Genomic DNA, 16,100 nt, shown 5'->3' on the forward strand with positions numbered 1-16,100 from the left:
GTTTAAATTTTTTAAATTGAGAGAATGAAAAAAAAGTTATTCCTACCCGTAGCAGCCATTGCGGCCGCTGTAACGATGCTGGCTTCCTGTATTAAAAACAATGGCCCCTCCTGCTACCCCAATACACTGGAAAAAGACAGGGCTGTGATTGATTCGTTTATCGATAAAAATCCATCCGTAAGTTACCTCAGTTTCAACCCTACTTACAGCGCATATATGGGCATTGCAGACCCCGGTACCGGTAGTCAGCCAAAAGATGATTCGCTGGTTAGCTTTAAATATACCATGTCCCTGATGAACGGAACCGAAATCGGAACATCGGAAGAAATTAAAACAAATACGAACGGAACGCCGCTTCGTTTAAAAGATTTAATGGATCAGCAGGGCCAGCCTTCACTTTATTATGCGGCACTTTCTATGTTAAAAAAAGGCGGAAAAGTTAAAGTGATCCTTCCCTCTTCCATCTATTTCTCTTGCTCTTCACAAACGATTAATGGAAAAAGTATCCCCGGATACTCTCAGCTGATCTACGATTATATTCTTACCGACGTAAAAGCGCCCAACTAATGCGAAGCCAACATCTAAAAATGCGGATCGCTTCCCTGGTGCTCCTGGTGTTTGTTGGGGTGCTGGTTACCCGGTGTTCAAAATCCGAACAGCCATCCATTTGCCTCAATAAGCTATCCCTGGCTCAGGACCGGCAGATCATCGACTCCTTCCTGCAAAAGAACGGAACCAGTACCCTGTACAGTTTCGATCAGCAGGCATCCGTTTACTACTATATCGAAAATCCGGGAACGGGTACAACCAAGCCCACGGTTGATTCGCTGGTGTCTTTTCAGTATACAGGAAAGTTGATGAACGGAACCATTGTGGATGCGCTTACAACAAAGCAACCCCCAACCGCACCGCTGAGAGATTTTAGCTCAGGCGTGTATGTTGTGTATGCCCTCAGCAAAATTTCAAAGGGAGGAAAGATCCGGCTGGTGATTCCGTCTTCTTCACAATTCGGCTGCGTACCGGTAATGGGCCTCAATATGGTGCCCGCAAACTCGCAGCTGGTTTATGAATACGAACTTACCGACATGACCAGTAACCGTTAATATTTAAAATTTAAACAACGTATATCTTAATACCTGGTATGAAAAAAATATGTGGATTAGCAGCAATTACATCCGTTTTGATGATCAGCTGCCTTAAGAGTAATGATGTAAAACCATGTACCCCAAAAACAGTGGAAAGCGAAAAAGCGGCAATGACAAAATTTGCGGCCGATAGTTCCATTAATGTAACAACCGATCCCAGTGGTCTGATGTATGAAATCATCGACCCCGGCACCGGCAACAACCCTACTGTCAACAATACGGTAACGACAAAATATGTTGGCCGTTTTTTAAATGGGCGCGGCTTCGATTCTTCCTATGTGAGCCAACCGGATGGCGTCTCATTCTCTTTAGGCAATGTTATTGCCGGATGGCAGTTGGGCATACCCAAAATCAAACAGGGCGGGAAAATTAAGCTTATTGTACCTTCATCCCTGGCTTATGGTTGTACCGGTTTTTTTAGTATTCCACCAGATCAGCCCCTCTATTTTTACATAGAGCTGGTAAACGTTAAATGACCAGGCCATTCATCACAACCGTATTTTGAATATATGCAGTATAAAGCCCCGGTTCATCCGGGGTTTTACTATAGAACGAACGAGTACCAGGCCGGCCTTCTGCTTTTTAAATAACGTTAATCCTTCGGGAAAAGTCGGCCGCTATGCCGGCACAATCCGGTCATTTATGTACATTCGCCCCGGAAGGAAGCTCCCTTTCACAGAAAATCATGAACAGATCATCAATAAATAAAACACTATGGAGCGGTCTGGTGGCCGTACTCGGTATCCTGGTCATCGGCTGCATCAAGGAAGAAAAAGCTACAGCCTGCGATCTGAAGCCCGCCATAAGCGACACGGCACAGATGAAACAATTCATCAGAGACAGTGCGATTACTGCCGACAGTAACACAACCAACTGGCTGATGTGGCAGGTGATCCGGGAAGGAAGTGGCGCTCAGCCGGCATCCAATAGCGTGGTGACCATTAAATATATAGGACGGCTGCTGACCGGACAGGGTTTTGATTCCAGCTTCGTTAAAAATCCCGACGGCGCTGTGCTCCAGCTTAATAAACTAATCCCGGGATTGTCCCTCGGCCTGTCCAAGATCCGCGAAGGAGGGGCCATCAAATTACTCCTTCCATCTGCCCTGGCGTATGGATGTGATCCCCGGTACGGCCCACTGGTCAATCAGCCGCTTTTTTTTAACATCGAACTGATAAAGGTGAGCAACTGATGGGTGGATTTTTTTCCGGAAAATGATTCCATATTGCTACACCGAAGCATTGCACAAACATTATACAGCAGCCACTAGGCGCGCTTTCTTGGGCATTATGCCTTCTTTGTTTTAGTTGAATGAAGCATGTTTCCCTCCGGGTATACTCAGCATACGAACAATATCGCCCCCCTCGCCCCAACGAAATCGCAATGCCGGTAATTTTACCGCACCAATACTGCAAATAGCACCATCATTGCCGTGCTGGTTCCCCACTGTTTTCTTACCCAATCAGCACTTTGTTGTAATTTCGGCAACTAAAGATTGAACCATGCAATACGAACCGATTTCGGTTTTTGATATGTTAAAGATCGGTGTTGGACCTTCCAGCTCGCATACATTAGGGCCCTGGCGGGCGGCCGAGCGCTTTCTTGGATTTTTAAACCAGCAGGAGCAACTGGAACAGGTAACCGGTCTGAAGATCCTTTTATATGGATCCCTTGCTAAAACAGGCATAGGGCATGGTACTGATATTGCCGTGCAACTGGGGCTTTGCGGTTACGACCCGGTTACCTTTGATGTAGAAAAAATTGACACTACGATTGCAGCCATACGGCAAACCCGGAACCTGTTGCTGGCCGGAAGCAGGGCTGTGTTTTTTGATCCAACAACAGCGATCGAATTTCTTTTTACAGAAACCCTGCCCTATCACCCCAACGGGCTCACCTTCCTGGCTACTTTAGAAAACGGTGAAAACATAGCAAAAACCTATTATTCCATTGGCGGTGGCTTTGTAAAAGAAGAAGGCGAGGATGCTGTTCTCAATAACAATGTGCAACTACCCTTTCCCACCGATGACGCGGACGATCTTTTACGCTGGAGCATTAAGACCGGACTTTCGATCAGTGAAATTGTTGCAGAAAATGAGCAGGCCTGGCGCAGCGAGCAGGAGACGAACGAGGGACTTATAAAAATATGGAATGCCATGCGCGACTGCATGTACCGCGGCTGTCACAAAACCGGAGTCTTGCCCGGTGGTTTAAATGTGCGGAGACGCGCGGCTGCGCTCAATAAAAAGCTCATTGGAGATGCCACTTATGCGTCTTATGAAGAATGGATTCGCCTGATTCGCAATGGAGGCAGCAATTTTCGTTACACGCTGGACTGGGTCAGTTGTTTTGCATTGGCCGTGAACGAAGAAAATGCTTCTTTTGGACGCGTGGTAACCGCCCCCACCAATGGCTCAGCAGGTGTCATTCCCGCCGTATTGCACTATTTTATTATTTTTTGTACCAATACGGAGGACGAGCACAATACACCCGAACGGATCCGGAAATTTTTGATGACCGCCGCGGAAATCGGCAGCATCTTTAAAAAGGAATCCACCATTTCTGCTGCGATGGGCGGCTGTCAGGCTGAAATCGGCGTCTCCTCATCTATGGCTGCCGCCGCATTAACCGAAGGGCTTGGCGGTTCACAAAAACAAGCCATGATGGCCGCTGAAATTGCGATGGAGCATCACCTGGGTATGACCTGTGATCCCATCGGCGGACTGGTACAAATTCCATGTATTGAACGAAACACAATGGGGGCCATCAAAGCCATTACAGCATCCCAGCTGGCCTTGCAAAGCACCCCTGATTTTGCCCGGGTATCGCTGGATGAGGTCATCAAAACCATGTGGGACACGGCACAGGATATGAATTTTAAATACAAAGAAACCGCAGATGGCGGATTGGCAATTAATGTGCCGCTGAGTTTGCCGGAATGTTAGGCTGACAACGTCCAGCATTTAGCTTTCTGCGCATAGCCTTAAAGCTAACCTTCATACCCTATATCCTCCGGCAGGCCTCTTCTGTCTGCAGCAGCTGTAGCCAGTTCATCGCAACGGTTGTTATAGGGATTGTCTGCATGGCCTTTCACCCATACAAAACGGATCTGAAATTTTTTTGCAAGGTGATAGTATTGCATCCAGAGGTCTTTATTCTTCTTCCCTCCTTTAAAATCAGTACGTACCCAGTTATTCAGCCACCCTTTGGTAACAGCATTAACCACATATTGGCTATCGGAATAAATGGTAACCGGCAGTTCTGCTGTTTTTAATGTTTTGAGCCCCTCAATAACAGCCATCAGCTCCATTCGGTTATTGGTCGTATGCCGGAATCCACCGGATAATTCTTTCAGATGCTTCCCATACATTAATAACACACCATATCCACCGGGCCCCGGATTGCCGCGGGCTGCACCATCGGTATAAATTGTAATTCCCTGGGATTGCATAGCGGGCAAATATACTATTTGGCTTTTAATAATTGGTTTATGGAACTTTTCAAAACGGCACTCTCATTTTAATAAAACATCATTTCTTATGATTTTAATCCGCTACATGAAATCCATCACTTCGCTTATTTTATACTGTGGTCTCACGTTCTGCATACAGGGTTGCGGACAGGCTACAGTACCGGTGCCCGCAACCGTCGTATCCGTCCCGGTTCCGGACCACGAGCCCATGTATGTTGCCGGTATCACGCTCCCCCCTGGGTATACCCGCACTCCTATTCCCGTTACGGATTTTGGAGTCTACCTGAAGCAACTAAAACTCAAAACCAACAAAACCGTTTTCCTGTTTAATGGGGCACCCAAGGCCAATCAGCAGGCGCAATACGCTGTACTCGATATCAGTGTGGGCAATAAAGATCTTCAGCAATGTGCAGATGCCCTGATGCGGCTAAGGGCAGAGTACCTCTTCTCCGCAAAGCGATTTGAGCAGATCCGGTTTTATGCCGGCGATGGCACCTGGATCGCTTATGCCGAATGGTTAAAAGGAACGCGGTATAAGCTTTCGGGAAACAGGCTGGTCCCTGTTCGCAGCACCCCGGCGGCAGCTACACATGCATCCCTTTTACAATATCTTGAAATTGTATTTTCCTATTGCGGAACCGCCACACTACCGGCCTCTCTTTATAAAAAACCAATAGCCGGTATGCAACCAGGCGATGTACTCCTAAAACCCGGAGCACCCGGGCATGCCGTCATTGTAATGGACATGGCACAAAATAGTAATGGAGAAAAAATTTATCTCCTGGCACAAAGCTATATGCCCGCACAAGACATTCATATTCTCAAAAATCCCTCAGATAATCACCACAGTCCCTGGTATATATTAAACAATAACTCCGTCATTCAAACACCGGAATGGACCTTTTACAAGGACCAGTTGTATGGCTGGAAATAATTCTCGCCAAAAATATTACTCCTGTTCCCGGAGCAATCGTTTATCCATATGAAGACGTCTGCTGTAGATCACTTTTACACTTTTAAAATCCGGGTGCATAGGATTCAAAAGATAATTGTACTCCTCCTGCATCACGGCAGAAGGAACCTTTAGGGCAAGGAATGCACCTTCCCTTACAAACCGGTCGCCGATGTTTTTTAACTGATCCGGGGCAGGGTTATGAAACCACTCCTCCGGAAGCAGCGCGGGCGAAAGCTCCTGGATACGCTGTTCCGGCAGCTCCAATCCCAGAATGCAAAGGTCCAGCTTCACCACGGTTGTAATATGTACCACACTTTCCAACAGTGCCAAAGAGGGTGAAGCCGCCGTATACAGCACATATGTACCCCTGCTATGCCAGCGGCCCGGAAAACGCGCAGCGCCCGTGCCACTCAGGTCGTCTATATAGGTACATTTGCTAATTCGGTAAACGTTCATATTTTCTTGTTTGCAACAGAACACCAGGTTCTCGTCTCATAAGGACCGGCCGCCATCAATGGATTAGCTTATGCAAATATGCCTTGCTCTATGCGCCCTAATTCATCCATGAGCAGTTCGATACCGATGGATGTATCCAGAAATTCGATGGGTTTTTTTGCCCCAAGGGCATCTACGGGTGTGGCCATCCAGGTTTTGAAGGATTCCAGGCTGTCAAAAACATCGGCCCCTCTTGCGTAAAGCCGGGCCAGTTCAATAATGCGTTCAGATTGACCGGCATTTAGCTTCTGAGCGGGGGTATACCTACGTAATGTTCGGTCAGATGTATGAATCATTCCAGCCATTTCAGCATCGGATACGCCCATCACCTCAGCAAGATGATCCAGTGCTTTTTTGGGTAGCCCTTCGCGTATACGGCCGATAAAATCAGCAGTACTTCGAACAGTTTTAAAGGCCTGATCATCTTTAAGCCCCATTAATAAAATGGGATAACCTACACTACTGGATTTGGTGTAATAGGCTGCGGCTGGCTCTTCCAGAAGATTGGCCAGTGGTTTTTCTGTGCCGTATCTTTTTTTTGATGATTTCATCTTCTGTATTTATGACCCAAATTTACGGTCATTTGTCCGGTTTTGGAAATTTTTCTGCTACTTTTTGTTATTGTGGCTGTTTCATAGGTATTGGAGAAAATAATTCAGGCCCCTGTGAGAACAATTAGCAAAAATGGACTTAATTTGGAGACAACAAACCTGTATTAACGAAATACAACAATGAGCCAACTGCTTAAAATCACCATACTGCTCTATGGCCTGTTGATTCACGCTATACCTGCCTTTAGCCAGGCTTCAATGCAAAAAAACCGATTTTATATCGCATTAGGACCCTTGTTATCTACAGAACATTTCCATTGGTCCATTGCCGGGAATGAACAGGGCACACAACCGGATATTTTATCCGAACTGAATTTTAACCGGTTGAAACAGACAGGTTTTTGTTTTGAAGGGCGGTATCAGCTTAGCAACCGTTTTGATCTGAAAGCCACGGTGGAAAGGCAATACGGATATGCCGGCCGGGTTACAGATATTGATTATGCCGGTAATGGTCGAAGTTTCCCTGTTGCCTTTCTCAAATTTCGCAGCAGGAAGCACAACGCCCGGGATTACCGGGCGCAATGCAGCTATCTGCTGTTTCAAAGCCCGGTTGTTTCTGTGGCTACGGGGGCAGGCTATTTTATCTCAAACGCCGGTTACCGGATGCAGGGCCGGTCAGCTGCCGATATAAAAGGCATCTATGACGCGCAATGGCAGGGTCCGCTGCTGGATGTGGAAACGAGGATCCGGCTGCCCCAAAACTGGGAGATCCGGGCTGATATCGGTAGCCAGTATCATACGTTCCGGGCAGAAGGCGATTGGCGGCTTCGTTCCGAATTCCGTCATCCCCTCAGTTTCGTACACCATGCCAGCGGCTGGGGAATCAATGGCCTGGTGGCACTAAACTATCAATTAAGTGCACGGGTTGGGCTGCAGCTTAAAGGTTCATTGCAGCAATGGAAAACCGGGGCAGGAAGCGATCTATTATATATGGCGGATAACCGGGAGGTTTCAACCCGTATGAATGAATCTGTAAAAACACAGCTAGGCGTAGGACTGGAAGGAGTATTTGGTTTCTGATAAGGATGAGACGTACGTTACAGTTGCAGCTTATAATAACAACATTCTGAATAATACATATTCATTACTCATATCAATGTTTGCTAAATGGAATTTGAATACTTATTTAGTCTACCCGATAAAGCTTCTTTTTTTAAGCTATTTGAAACTACCCATTGGAATAAAGGTTACAAGAGAAATGAAGGCGAACTATATACAGCAATCCAAAATAGCTGGTGCACGGTTTCTGTCTATACAGATGGCCGGTTAGTTGGCTTTGGAAGAGTCATATCAGACGGCGTTTTACATGCACTAATTGTCGATTTAATCGTGGCGCCGGAGTATCAATTGAACGGTATTGGCAAAACCATTCTAAGAATTATGGTATCAGAACTTAAATTAGCAGGTATTAATGATATTCTTCTTTTTAGCGCAAAAGGGAAAAAAGACTTTTATAAAAAGAATGGTTTTACCGAACGCGCAATAGACGCTCCGGGAATGGAGTATGATAATAAATAAATAAAACACTACATGGGCCCTTTACCCTGTGTAGAGGAGAATTCACACCCGTTTAATTATCCAGGACTGGCGGGGCCTCACTGCCACCGAAAAAACAAACAAAAACCGGCTTGCCATGAGAGCATCCGTTTGTCCCCACAAAAAAACCGCCCGGAGGCGGTTTTTAAAAACGTTCAAACCTGCTATTAAAATGTATAACGCAGTCCTAACTGCATTTGCCATGTACTTGCAGCAGTGCGTAAGTCCTGATAAGGTTGTGTATACAAAGTAGGAACCTGCGTGCCTGTTGCGCCGCCATCCCTGTTTACCGAATAAGTAGACCAGGTATAAACAGGTCTTGCATTTGCATCAAGCGATTTATACACCAATGGGTTATTGATCGTGATCGTTTTAAGCACACCCCAGTTCCTGTTCAGCATATTTAAAAAGTTCAGCACATTTACACTAAACTGTAAGTTGTGACGGGTTTTACCGGATCTCACATAGAAATCCTGTAAAAACGCCAGATCCAGTTTATTGTACCAGGGTAATAACGCCGCATTTCTACCTGCAATTTCCCCTCTGTGCTTTTTTAAATAATTGCTGTTATTGATAAATGTTTCAAATGCTTCTTTCTGCTGTCCGGGAGTAAATGTATAAGATACGGGTTTGCCATCCGCACCTGTACCATTAACAGTCAGCGTTTGAAAATTCATTTCTGCCTGATTTTTGGGAATGTACATGAGATCTGCAGCATTCCTTGCATCGTTATTAATATCTCCGTTTACGATATAGGATGTATTGATTCCATTACTCTGACTTCCGGAATAGTATAAACCAATTGTAGACGCCAGGTGATTGGCATATTCAATTTTATAAGAGAGGTTTGCAACTACCCGATGTGGCACCACGTATTGCGAATTAGCCAGCTCTACGTCATTACCAACACCCTGGTTCGGATTAAAATTATATAAAGAGTTTGCCTGCGCACTTCCTAAGCCGTTAATGCTTTTTGAAACAGTATACACATAAGCAACGCTTCCAAAAAAGCCTTTAGCCGCTGCTTTTGTAAGTTGCGCTGTAAAAGTGGCCGAATAACCCTTATTGGAATTTTCAATTACATATGCATTATAATTTCCGTTATAAAACTTACTTGCAGAAGTGTAACGTGCCCGGGTCAGGTCGCCCTCATAAAAAACACTGTCGGCCGGTTTAAAGTTGGCGTTCCGAACATTTAAAGCGTAAACATCTTTGGTAACTGTTGCCTCCAACGTTGCGGTAAAGCCCTTTCCAAACGTTTTATCAACCGCTAAATCAGATGTCCAAACCATTGGGAATTTGAAATTCTTATCGATCAGCGCAAATGTGCCGGGAATGGTTACCGATGACGGGTCGAGTGTCTGATTCGGAGCCGGAGTAAATTTGTCTGCATAGGCCGACGGATCCGGATTGAACTTTATGGTTGATAAGGTAGCTCGGTCGGTAATTTTACCTCCGAATTGTACAATACCGGCATTGCTTGGCATATTGGTCAGCCAAACCAATGGGAACCGGCCGGTAAATAAGCCACTACCTCCACGCAGGATGAGCGAACGGTCATGCAGCACATCCCACCGGAAACTGGCACGGGGAGAAACCAGCGGACGGGAATTGGGCCATTTGCTGGTAGAATACCGTACAAAATCGCCTGCCGCATTGGGGAAAAACATGCTGTCGATCTTATAATTACCGATCGGGTTCTCCAGATAATTGATTTTATCAACTCTCAGTCCCGCTGAAATAGTAAAGTAATCGGTTAATTTAATATCATCCTGAACATACACGCCCCACTGTCCTGTTTTCAACTTAGCTGAATACGGATTGGGATTACCAGGAAGCAGCGAATAGGTCCAGGAATAATAAGCCGGAGTCAGATCATTTAAAAATGCGCCCAGCGAATCATAGGCATAATAACTGGCAGCACCGGGCATAAACATATTTCCCAGATATTGCTGCTCATAACTAACCCCTGCTGTCAGCGTATGTTTTCCAACATTATAAGTAAAGTTGTCAATCACAGATGTAATATTATTCACCACATCGTTGTTGGCTGTAAACGGATCAGTTCCAAGGCTGATATAGTTTTGCCCTGCACCGTTAAAAATATCAACAGTCGGGAACGTTCCTGCAGGAGATATGCGGGTATCCTTGTTTTTTGTAACGGTGAACAAAAATTGGTTATTAATGCTGGATGACAGTTTACTATTCAATTCTGCAGAATAGGTGGTTACCAGGTGCTTGAAATAATAGTTGGAATTAAAAAACGCCATGGAAGATTTGCTGTACCGGTTATTGGGTAAGCTGGTTACACTGCCGGTTCTTCCCACAACACTAAATCCACCGCTGTTAGGAATACTACCATTATTAACCGTTGCCCAGTCATTGGTATTGTTAAAGTTTGTATACTTTAATGTCAGCTTATTATTCAGATCAATATTCCAGTCTATTTTACCTAAAACACGCCAGTCATCTCCGGCAAAAGGAGGTGTACTTTGATAGGCGCCTACATCATATCCATATTTCTCAAGCACATGATCAGCCACCAGCTTCATATCATTTACTGGAGTATTGCTTTGCTGTCCGGTACCAGAACCACCGGTCGGATACCAGGTTGGGCCGGGGCGGGAGCTCTTCTCGTATTCCCCATTGGCAAAAAAGAACAATTTATTTTTTATGATCGGACCGCCAAAAGAACCTCCATAAATATTATTCTTGGTTTTAGCATTGGTAAGCCGGTAATCCCTTACCTGGGATCCGTTAAAGTCCTGGCTTGTAAAAAACGTGTAGGCCGTTCCATGAAAGGTATTGGTACCACTTTTTGTTACCGCATTAATGGCAGCACCGGTAAAGCCAGATTGCCGTACATCAAAAGGCGCCGTTGCTACAGACACCTGGTCAAAAGCATCAATAGAAATAGGAGGAAGACCGCCACCGGGTTGAGGGTCATTGCTCAATCCAAAGTTATTATTCATATTTACCCCGTCCACTTTCAGGTTGTTCATTCTTCCATCCCGGCCGCCAAAGTTATTTCCATTGGCCTGGGGTGTACCCCTGGTAATATCGGTAAGGCTTCTGCTGATGGTAGGCATGCTTGTAAGCTCCCTTTGGCCAAATACAGTGGTAGGTCCCTGCTTAACTGTGCTTATTTTCCTTGAAGTTGCAGAAACAACGATGGCCTGTAAGTCTGTAGCTGCAGTAGATAAAGCAACCTGCAAGTCATACGGTACACCCAGGGCCAGGCTGATCTGCTCAAATTTTTGAGAAGAATAGCCAACAAAGCTCACCTCAACGGTATACGGACCACCAATCCGGAGGCCCTGGAGATTAAAAAGGCCGTTTTTATTAGAAACAGCCTGGTATTTTGTGCCGGAAGGTTCGTGTACTGCAGTAACTGTAGCTCCTTCCAGTGCTTTATTGTCTTCTGTTTTTACACTCCCCGTAATACTACTGGTAGTTACCTGGGCGTGAAGAAAAGCCGTGGAGAGAAGCGCCACAGCCATGAATAGATAAATCTTCTTTAACATAATTTTGGGATTAATTGATTTCAGGGGGCAAAGAAACAGAATAAACTTTAACATTTGGGGCCCGAATATTAACAAATTGTAACCAAGCGCCTAACATCCGTTAATTTTTGATCCGGATCAATTTCGATGATTGAGGACTTTTTAGAGATAAAAAGAATCTTGTTTATTGAAAATCAGCGCACAAACAACTTTACCAGCAGCATTGATACCAGGGCTCCTGCCGGCACCTGGTTACGATATGATCTTTATACTTACCCAAAACTTCGGTATCCAGCACGACCATTGATGATCAATAAATACAGTTTACCCGCAAATGAGGAACAATCGGCCATGGGAATTTGTGACCGTTTTTTGTGACAAAAAGAAATGGTCACAGATTTTCTGTCACAACCACATCCTGAAACAACCGTAAAATCATCTTAAACAGGTGTTGCTAAAAAGCGCCGGACCTGCCTTTTTTACCCGCAGCAGCAACGAAACCAGGAAACCACAAAACCAAACCCCGCTTACAATCGTTATCTTTGTATAAATTCAGCAAGAACATATGTTTGATACAATAGAAAGTGCCATTGAAGCGATAAAAAATGGCCAACTCGTAATCGTTGTAGATGACGAAGACCGTGAGAATGAGGGCGATTTTATCACCGCCGCTGCTACTATTACTCCCGAAATTGTAAATTTTATGGCCAAAAACGGCCGCGGCCTGATCTGCACCCCCCTTCCTGAAGAACGGTGCGACGAGCTAAACCTGCCGCCGATGGTAACGAACAATACGGCGCTGCATGAAACCGCCTTTACCATTTCGGTGGATCTGCTGGGCAACGGCTGCGGCACTGGTATTTCGGCATCCGACCGGGCCAAGACCATTGAGGCGCTCAATAATCCATTTACCAATCCGTCGGATTTAGGCCGTCCGGGACATATTTTTCCCCTGCGGTCAAAAAAAGGCGGCGTGCTGCGCCGTGTAGGTCATACCGAAGCAGCAACGGATCTGGCGCGCCTGGCAGGCTTTCCTTATCCGCACGGCGCCGTGCTGGTAGAGATCATGAACGACGACGGCACCATGGCCCGGCTTCCGGACCTGGTTGAAGTGGCCAAAAAGTTTGATCTGAAGCTGATCAGCATCAAAGACCTTATCGAATACCGCCTGAAGCGTGACTCGCTCATCGAAGAGATCGTACGGGTGAACATGCCCACCCAATATGGCAATTTTACCCTGGTGGCCTTCAGAGATAAGAACAGTAATAATGAGCATCTGGCATTGATAAAAGGTGAATGGGAAAAGGGGGAACCGGTACTTACACGGGTACACTCCTCCTGTTTTACCGGCGACATCCTGGGATCCCTGCGCTGCGATTGCGGCGATCAGCTGCATAAAGCCATGCAAATGGTAGAACAGGAAGGCAAGGGGCTTATATTATATATGAACCAGGAAGGACGTGGTATCGGTCTTATGAACAAACTAAAAGCCTATAAACTGCAGGAAAATGGTATGGATACGGTGGAAGCCAACCTGCACCTGGGCTTTAAGATGGACGAACGGGACTACGGGGTAGGTGCACAGATCCTCCGCCATCTGGATGTGACCAAGCTGCGCCTGATGAGCAATAACCCCCGGAAGCGCGTAGGTCTTATCGGGTACGGACTGGAGATCGTGGAAAGTGTACCGATCGTAATTACACCCAACGAGCACAACGAAAAATACCTGCGTACAAAAAAAGAAAAACTGGGGCACGAGTTTTAAACGCCCCTCCTGAAATAAGTATACGCTTAAAAAAATCCCGGCAGTGAATACCTATCCTGCCGGGATTTTTTTTGAGGCTCATCGGGTAAACGGCCGAACTTTATGGAATGCACCGGTAACCGCATCTTCTTCCAAAAGCCGTTTATGAACAAACTCCTGACGCTGGTCAGCCTGCTCCTGCTTGCCGGTGGTTACTTATTTTATCATACAGGTTACATCCGCTCCAACGGCACCACGTCAATACCCGTCTCCCCTGGCATCCGCGTGGAAAAGGGAACCATTTATAAACCCGATGCGTCGCAACTGGCCGCCATTAAAACCATTATCCGGAACCGGCACTTTAATCCGAATCTGGCATTTTTAATTAACATGCAGCAGCCCTCCTCCCGTAAGCGTTTTTTTGTGTATGATCTGAACCAGGACACCGTTATCGCATCCGGACTGGTTACGCACGGGCGCTGTAATGAACAGTGGCTGGAGGGAAGACGGTATAGCAATGATGTGGGAAGCCGCTGTACCTCGCTGGGCAATTACCGGATCGGTGGCGCCTACTACGGGAAATTTGGACGGGCCTATAAATTATACGGGCTGGACAGCAGCAATAACAAGGCCTTTGAACGGTTTGTAGTGTTGCATTCCCATGCATGTGTACCGGAAATTGAAGTGGATGATGAAATTTGCCAAAGCGATGGCTGCCCCACCGTAAGTACGGGCTTCCTAAAACAATTGCAATCCATTATTGATGCATCCGCAAGGCCCGTACTGCTTTCTATTTACGATGATCGGATCCAATAAACCCCTGATATTTTTTAATACGCCACCTTCTATACCTGTAACGCAGAATTTTAAACCGGCAGCCGGAAACTTCAACCTCAAACTTTATCTATCTTTGCGGCCTATGAGTAAAAAAGGAGAAATCGTTTTAAGTGGAGTACGGCCAACCGGACAACTCCATTTGGGGAATTATTTTGGCGCATTACGGAACTATGTAAAAATGCAGGACGAATATAATTGCTATTTTTTTATAGCCGATCTGCATTCGCTGACCACGCATCCCGACACAAAGGAATTAAGGGAACATATACTCTCTGTTACTTCCTATTACCTGGCCAGCGGATTAGACCCGGACAAATGTGTATTGTATTGCCAAAGCGATCTGCCGCAAACAACAGAACTGTATCTTTATTTAAACATGCTGGCCTATAAAGGAGAGTTGGAAAAAACCACTACTTTTAAAGACAAGGTAAAATTGCAACCGGAAAATGTAAACGCAGGGCTGCTTACCTACCCGGTATTGATGGCTTCAGATATCCTTATTCATCGTGCCATGTATGTTCCTGTGGGAAAAGATCAGGAACAGCACCTGGAAATGACACGTACTTTCGGCAACCGTTTCAATCATCGTTATGGCGAGGTATTTCCGGAACCCAAGGCCTTCAATTATGGAGCACAACTGCTAAAGGTACCCAGCCTGGATGGCGCGGGAAAGATGAGCAAGAGCGAAAACCAGTATGCCACGATCTATTTGTCGGATGATGATGACCTGATCCGCAAGAAAGTAATGAAAGCCAAAACGGACGTCGGTCCTACCGAACCCAACTCCGAAAAGCCGGATTATATCGTGAATATTTTTGACCTGATGAAACTGGTATGTACACCGGAGATCATCGAAAAATATGAGGCCGATTTTAATGCCTGTACCATTCGCTATGGCGATCTGAAAAAGCAACTGGCCGAAGATATGGTGCGCTTTATCAGCCCCATCCGGGAAAAAGCAAAAGCCATCCGGGAAGATGAGCGGGCACTGAGCATTATTTTAAAAGTAGGTGCTCAGAAAGCAGCAGAGAATGCAGAAAAAACCATGGACATGGTCCGCAAAGCGATGGGCTTAAAATACTTCTGAGAAAATAAACCCATTTAAAAAAGAATAGTTATTTTTCACAACGAAACCATTCCTGTATCACATCCGTAATATGGCTAAATCAAAATCCAAACCCAAGCATATTGCCATAGCCGGTAATATTGGCGCCGGTAAAACCACCTTAACAGAAATGTTGAGCAAGCACTATAAGTGGATCCCCAATTTTGAGGATGTGGATCACAATCCCTACCTGATGGATTTCTATGATGATATGCCCCGCTGGAGTTTTAACCTGCAGATCTATTTTCTGAACAGCCGGTTAAAACAACTGATCGATATCCAGAACGGCACTGAAACCGTTATACAGGATCGTACCATTTATGAAGACGCCAATATTTTTGCGCCCAACCTTCATGAAATGGGTTTGATGAGCAAACGGGATTTTGACAACTATTATCAATTCTTCCAGACCCTGAAATCGATGGTGCGGCCGCCAGACCTCATGATTTACCTGAACGCTTCTGTACCCACGCTGGTAGGACAAATTCAGAAACGTGGCCGGGAATACGAAGAAAATATCCGGCTCGATTATTTAAAGCGGCTGAACGAATATTATAACAAATGGATCGGTTCTTACAAAGAGGGGAAATTGCTGATCATTGATGTAGATAAAAACAATTTTGCCGACAACGTGGAAGATTTTGGAAAGATCATTTCCAAGATCGACTCCCAGCTGTACGGACTGTTTTGATGACAA

At 45.6% G+C, this 16,100-nt stretch carries 17 protein-coding genes; 12 read left to right on the forward strand and 5 right to left on the reverse strand.

Annotation, left to right across the window (positions count from 1 at the left end):
- Positions 1–24 precede the first annotated feature (24 nt).
- From Q1V85_RS07245 to Q1V85_RS07260, 4 genes are all read left to right on the forward strand, one after another.
- On the forward strand, positions 25–567 hold the full coding sequence (locus Q1V85_RS07245; protein WP_300598634.1) for an FKBP-type peptidyl-prolyl cis-trans isomerase: 543 nt from the start codon (positions 25–27) through the stop codon (positions 565–567).
- Positions 567–1,103, forward strand: coding sequence for an FKBP-type peptidyl-prolyl cis-trans isomerase (locus Q1V85_RS07250; protein ID WP_300598635.1), 537 nt, complete (start codon positions 567–569; stop codon positions 1,101–1,103). The genes Q1V85_RS07245 and Q1V85_RS07250 overlap by 1 nt, the downstream gene beginning before the upstream one ends.
- Positions 1,104–1,255: 152 nt before the next feature.
- Positions 1,256–1,621, forward strand: a complete 366-nt coding sequence (locus tag Q1V85_RS07255) for an FKBP-type peptidyl-prolyl cis-trans isomerase (RefSeq protein ID WP_300598636.1) — start codon at positions 1,256–1,258, stop codon at positions 1,619–1,621.
- 209 nt (positions 1,622–1,830) lie between these two features.
- The gene (locus Q1V85_RS07260; RefSeq protein ID WP_300598637.1) at positions 1,831–2,337 is read left to right on the forward strand and encodes an FKBP-type peptidyl-prolyl cis-trans isomerase; all 507 of its coding nucleotides are present in this window, start codon (positions 1,831–1,833) and stop codon (positions 2,335–2,337) included.
- A 111-nt stretch (positions 2,338–2,448) separates the two neighbouring features.
- Here the strand turns inward: Q1V85_RS07260 and Q1V85_RS07265 are convergent, their stop codons facing one another.
- Positions 2,449–2,607: a hypothetical protein gene (locus Q1V85_RS07265; RefSeq protein WP_300598638.1), complete on the reverse strand. Its 159-nt coding sequence runs from the start codon at positions 2,605–2,607 to the stop codon at positions 2,449–2,451.
- Between the two features lie 40 nt (positions 2,608–2,647).
- On the opposite strand from Q1V85_RS07265, the gene Q1V85_RS07270 reads away from it, so the two are divergent.
- Entirely contained in the window at positions 2,648–4,090 is a 1,443-nt protein-coding gene (locus Q1V85_RS07270) for an L-serine ammonia-lyase (RefSeq protein ID WP_300598639.1), read from the forward strand.
- Positions 4,091–4,134: 44 nt separating this feature from the next.
- Here the strand turns inward: Q1V85_RS07270 and rnhA are convergent, their stop codons facing one another.
- Positions 4,135–4,596 (reverse strand): ribonuclease HI, encoded by a 462-nt coding sequence (gene rnhA, locus Q1V85_RS07275; protein WP_300598640.1) that lies wholly within the window; start codon positions 4,594–4,596, stop codon positions 4,135–4,137.
- A gap of 88 nt (positions 4,597–4,684) precedes the next feature.
- Here rnhA and Q1V85_RS07280 point away from each other — a divergent pair, with 88 nt between their 5' ends.
- Positions 4,685–5,551: a DUF4846 domain-containing protein gene (locus Q1V85_RS07280; RefSeq protein ID WP_300598641.1), complete on the forward strand. Its 867-nt coding sequence runs from the start codon at positions 4,685–4,687 to the stop codon at positions 5,549–5,551.
- A 15-nt stretch (positions 5,552–5,566) separates the two neighbouring features.
- On the opposite strand, the gene Q1V85_RS07285 is transcribed toward Q1V85_RS07280, so the two are convergent.
- Both Q1V85_RS07285 and Q1V85_RS07290 read right to left on the reverse strand, forming a co-directional pair.
- Positions 5,567–6,028, reverse strand: coding sequence for an RES family NAD+ phosphorylase (locus tag Q1V85_RS07285; protein ID WP_300598642.1), 462 nt, complete (start codon positions 6,026–6,028; stop codon positions 5,567–5,569).
- A 68-nt stretch (positions 6,029–6,096) separates the two neighbouring features.
- Positions 6,097–6,618 carry an antitoxin Xre-like helix-turn-helix domain-containing protein gene (locus Q1V85_RS07290; RefSeq protein ID WP_300598643.1) on the reverse strand — a complete coding sequence of 174 codons (522 nt, stop codon included), beginning with the start codon at positions 6,616–6,618 and terminating at the stop codon, positions 6,097–6,099.
- Positions 6,619–6,798: 180 nt separating this feature from the next.
- On the opposite strand from Q1V85_RS07290, the gene Q1V85_RS07295 reads away from it, so the two are divergent.
- Both Q1V85_RS07295 and Q1V85_RS07300 read left to right on the forward strand, forming a co-directional pair.
- Positions 6,799–7,698, forward strand: a complete 900-nt coding sequence (locus tag Q1V85_RS07295; RefSeq protein WP_300598644.1) for a hypothetical protein — start codon at positions 6,799–6,801, stop codon at positions 7,696–7,698.
- Between the two features lie 87 nt (positions 7,699–7,785).
- The gene (locus Q1V85_RS07300) at positions 7,786–8,196 is read left to right on the forward strand and encodes a GNAT family N-acetyltransferase (RefSeq protein ID WP_300598645.1); all 411 of its coding nucleotides are present in this window, start codon (positions 7,786–7,788) and stop codon (positions 8,194–8,196) included.
- 185 nt (positions 8,197–8,381) lie between these two features.
- On the opposite strand, the gene Q1V85_RS07305 is transcribed toward Q1V85_RS07300, so the two are convergent.
- Entirely contained in the window at positions 8,382–11,738 is a 3,357-nt protein-coding gene (locus Q1V85_RS07305) for a TonB-dependent receptor (protein WP_300598646.1), read from the reverse strand.
- 544 nt (positions 11,739–12,282) lie between these two features.
- On the opposite strand from Q1V85_RS07305, the gene Q1V85_RS07310 reads away from it, so the two are divergent.
- From Q1V85_RS07310 to Q1V85_RS07325, 4 genes are all read left to right on the forward strand, one after another.
- Positions 12,283–13,482 (forward strand): bifunctional 3,4-dihydroxy-2-butanone-4-phosphate synthase/GTP cyclohydrolase II, encoded by a 1,200-nt coding sequence (locus tag Q1V85_RS07310; RefSeq protein WP_300598647.1) that lies wholly within the window; start codon positions 12,283–12,285, stop codon positions 13,480–13,482.
- Between the two features lie 144 nt (positions 13,483–13,626).
- Positions 13,627–14,277, forward strand: coding sequence for a murein L,D-transpeptidase catalytic domain-containing protein (locus Q1V85_RS07315; protein WP_300598648.1), 651 nt, complete (start codon positions 13,627–13,629; stop codon positions 14,275–14,277).
- Positions 14,278–14,380: 103 nt separating this feature from the next.
- Positions 14,381–15,385, forward strand: a complete 1,005-nt coding sequence (trpS, locus tag Q1V85_RS07320) for a tryptophan--tRNA ligase (RefSeq protein ID WP_300598649.1) — start codon at positions 14,381–14,383, stop codon at positions 15,383–15,385.
- Between the two features lie 70 nt (positions 15,386–15,455).
- On the forward strand, positions 15,456–16,094 hold the full coding sequence (locus Q1V85_RS07325) for a deoxynucleoside kinase (protein WP_231008793.1): 639 nt from the start codon (positions 15,456–15,458) through the stop codon (positions 16,092–16,094).
- Positions 16,095–16,100 lie beyond the last annotated feature (6 nt).

This window comes from Niabella sp. (assembly GCF_030150205.1).
Taxonomy (GTDB): Bacteria; Bacteroidota; Bacteroidia; order Chitinophagales; family Chitinophagaceae; genus Niabella.

What these genes read in the sequence shown, in the direction of transcription:
- Q1V85_RS07315 (WP_300598648.1), top strand. Translation starts at nt 13,627, where the DNA reads ATGAACAAACTCCTGACGCTGGTCAGCCTGCTCCTGCTTGCCGGTGGT.
- Q1V85_RS07285 (WP_300598642.1), bottom strand. Translation starts at nt 6,028, where the DNA reads ATGAACGTTTACCGAATTAGCAAATGTACCTATATAGACGACCTGAGT.
- Q1V85_RS07295 (WP_300598644.1), top strand. Translation starts at nt 6,799, where the DNA reads ATGAGCCAACTGCTTAAAATCACCATACTGCTCTATGGCCTGTTGATT.
- Q1V85_RS07325 (WP_231008793.1), top strand. Translation starts at nt 15,456, where the DNA reads ATGGCTAAATCAAAATCCAAACCCAAGCATATTGCCATAGCCGGTAAT.
- Q1V85_RS07270 (WP_300598639.1), top strand. Translation starts at nt 2,648, where the DNA reads ATGCAATACGAACCGATTTCGGTTTTTGATATGTTAAAGATCGGTGTT.
- Q1V85_RS07245 (WP_300598634.1), top strand. Translation starts at nt 25, where the DNA reads ATGAAAAAAAAGTTATTCCTACCCGTAGCAGCCATTGCGGCCGCTGTA.
- Q1V85_RS07290 (WP_300598643.1), bottom strand. Translation starts at nt 6,618, where the DNA reads ATGAAATCATCAAAAAAAAGATACGGCACAGAAAAACCACTGGCCAAT.
- Q1V85_RS07300 (WP_300598645.1), top strand. Translation starts at nt 7,786, where the DNA reads ATGGAATTTGAATACTTATTTAGTCTACCCGATAAAGCTTCTTTTTTT.
- rnhA (WP_300598640.1), bottom strand. Translation starts at nt 4,596, where the DNA reads ATGCAATCCCAGGGAATTACAATTTATACCGATGGTGCAGCCCGCGGC.
- trpS (WP_300598649.1), top strand. Translation starts at nt 14,381, where the DNA reads ATGAGTAAAAAAGGAGAAATCGTTTTAAGTGGAGTACGGCCAACCGGA.
- Q1V85_RS07310 (WP_300598647.1), top strand. Translation starts at nt 12,283, where the DNA reads ATGTTTGATACAATAGAAAGTGCCATTGAAGCGATAAAAAATGGCCAA.
- Q1V85_RS07305 (WP_300598646.1), bottom strand. Translation starts at nt 11,738, where the DNA reads ATGTTAAAGAAGATTTATCTATTCATGGCTGTGGCGCTTCTCTCCACG.
- Q1V85_RS07255 (WP_300598636.1), top strand. Translation starts at nt 1,256, where the DNA reads ATGACAAAATTTGCGGCCGATAGTTCCATTAATGTAACAACCGATCCC.
- Q1V85_RS07260 (WP_300598637.1), top strand. Translation starts at nt 1,831, where the DNA reads ATGAACAGATCATCAATAAATAAAACACTATGGAGCGGTCTGGTGGCC.
- Q1V85_RS07250 (WP_300598635.1), top strand. Translation starts at nt 567, where the DNA reads ATGCGAAGCCAACATCTAAAAATGCGGATCGCTTCCCTGGTGCTCCTG.
- Q1V85_RS07280 (WP_300598641.1), top strand. Translation starts at nt 4,685, where the DNA reads ATGATTTTAATCCGCTACATGAAATCCATCACTTCGCTTATTTTATAC.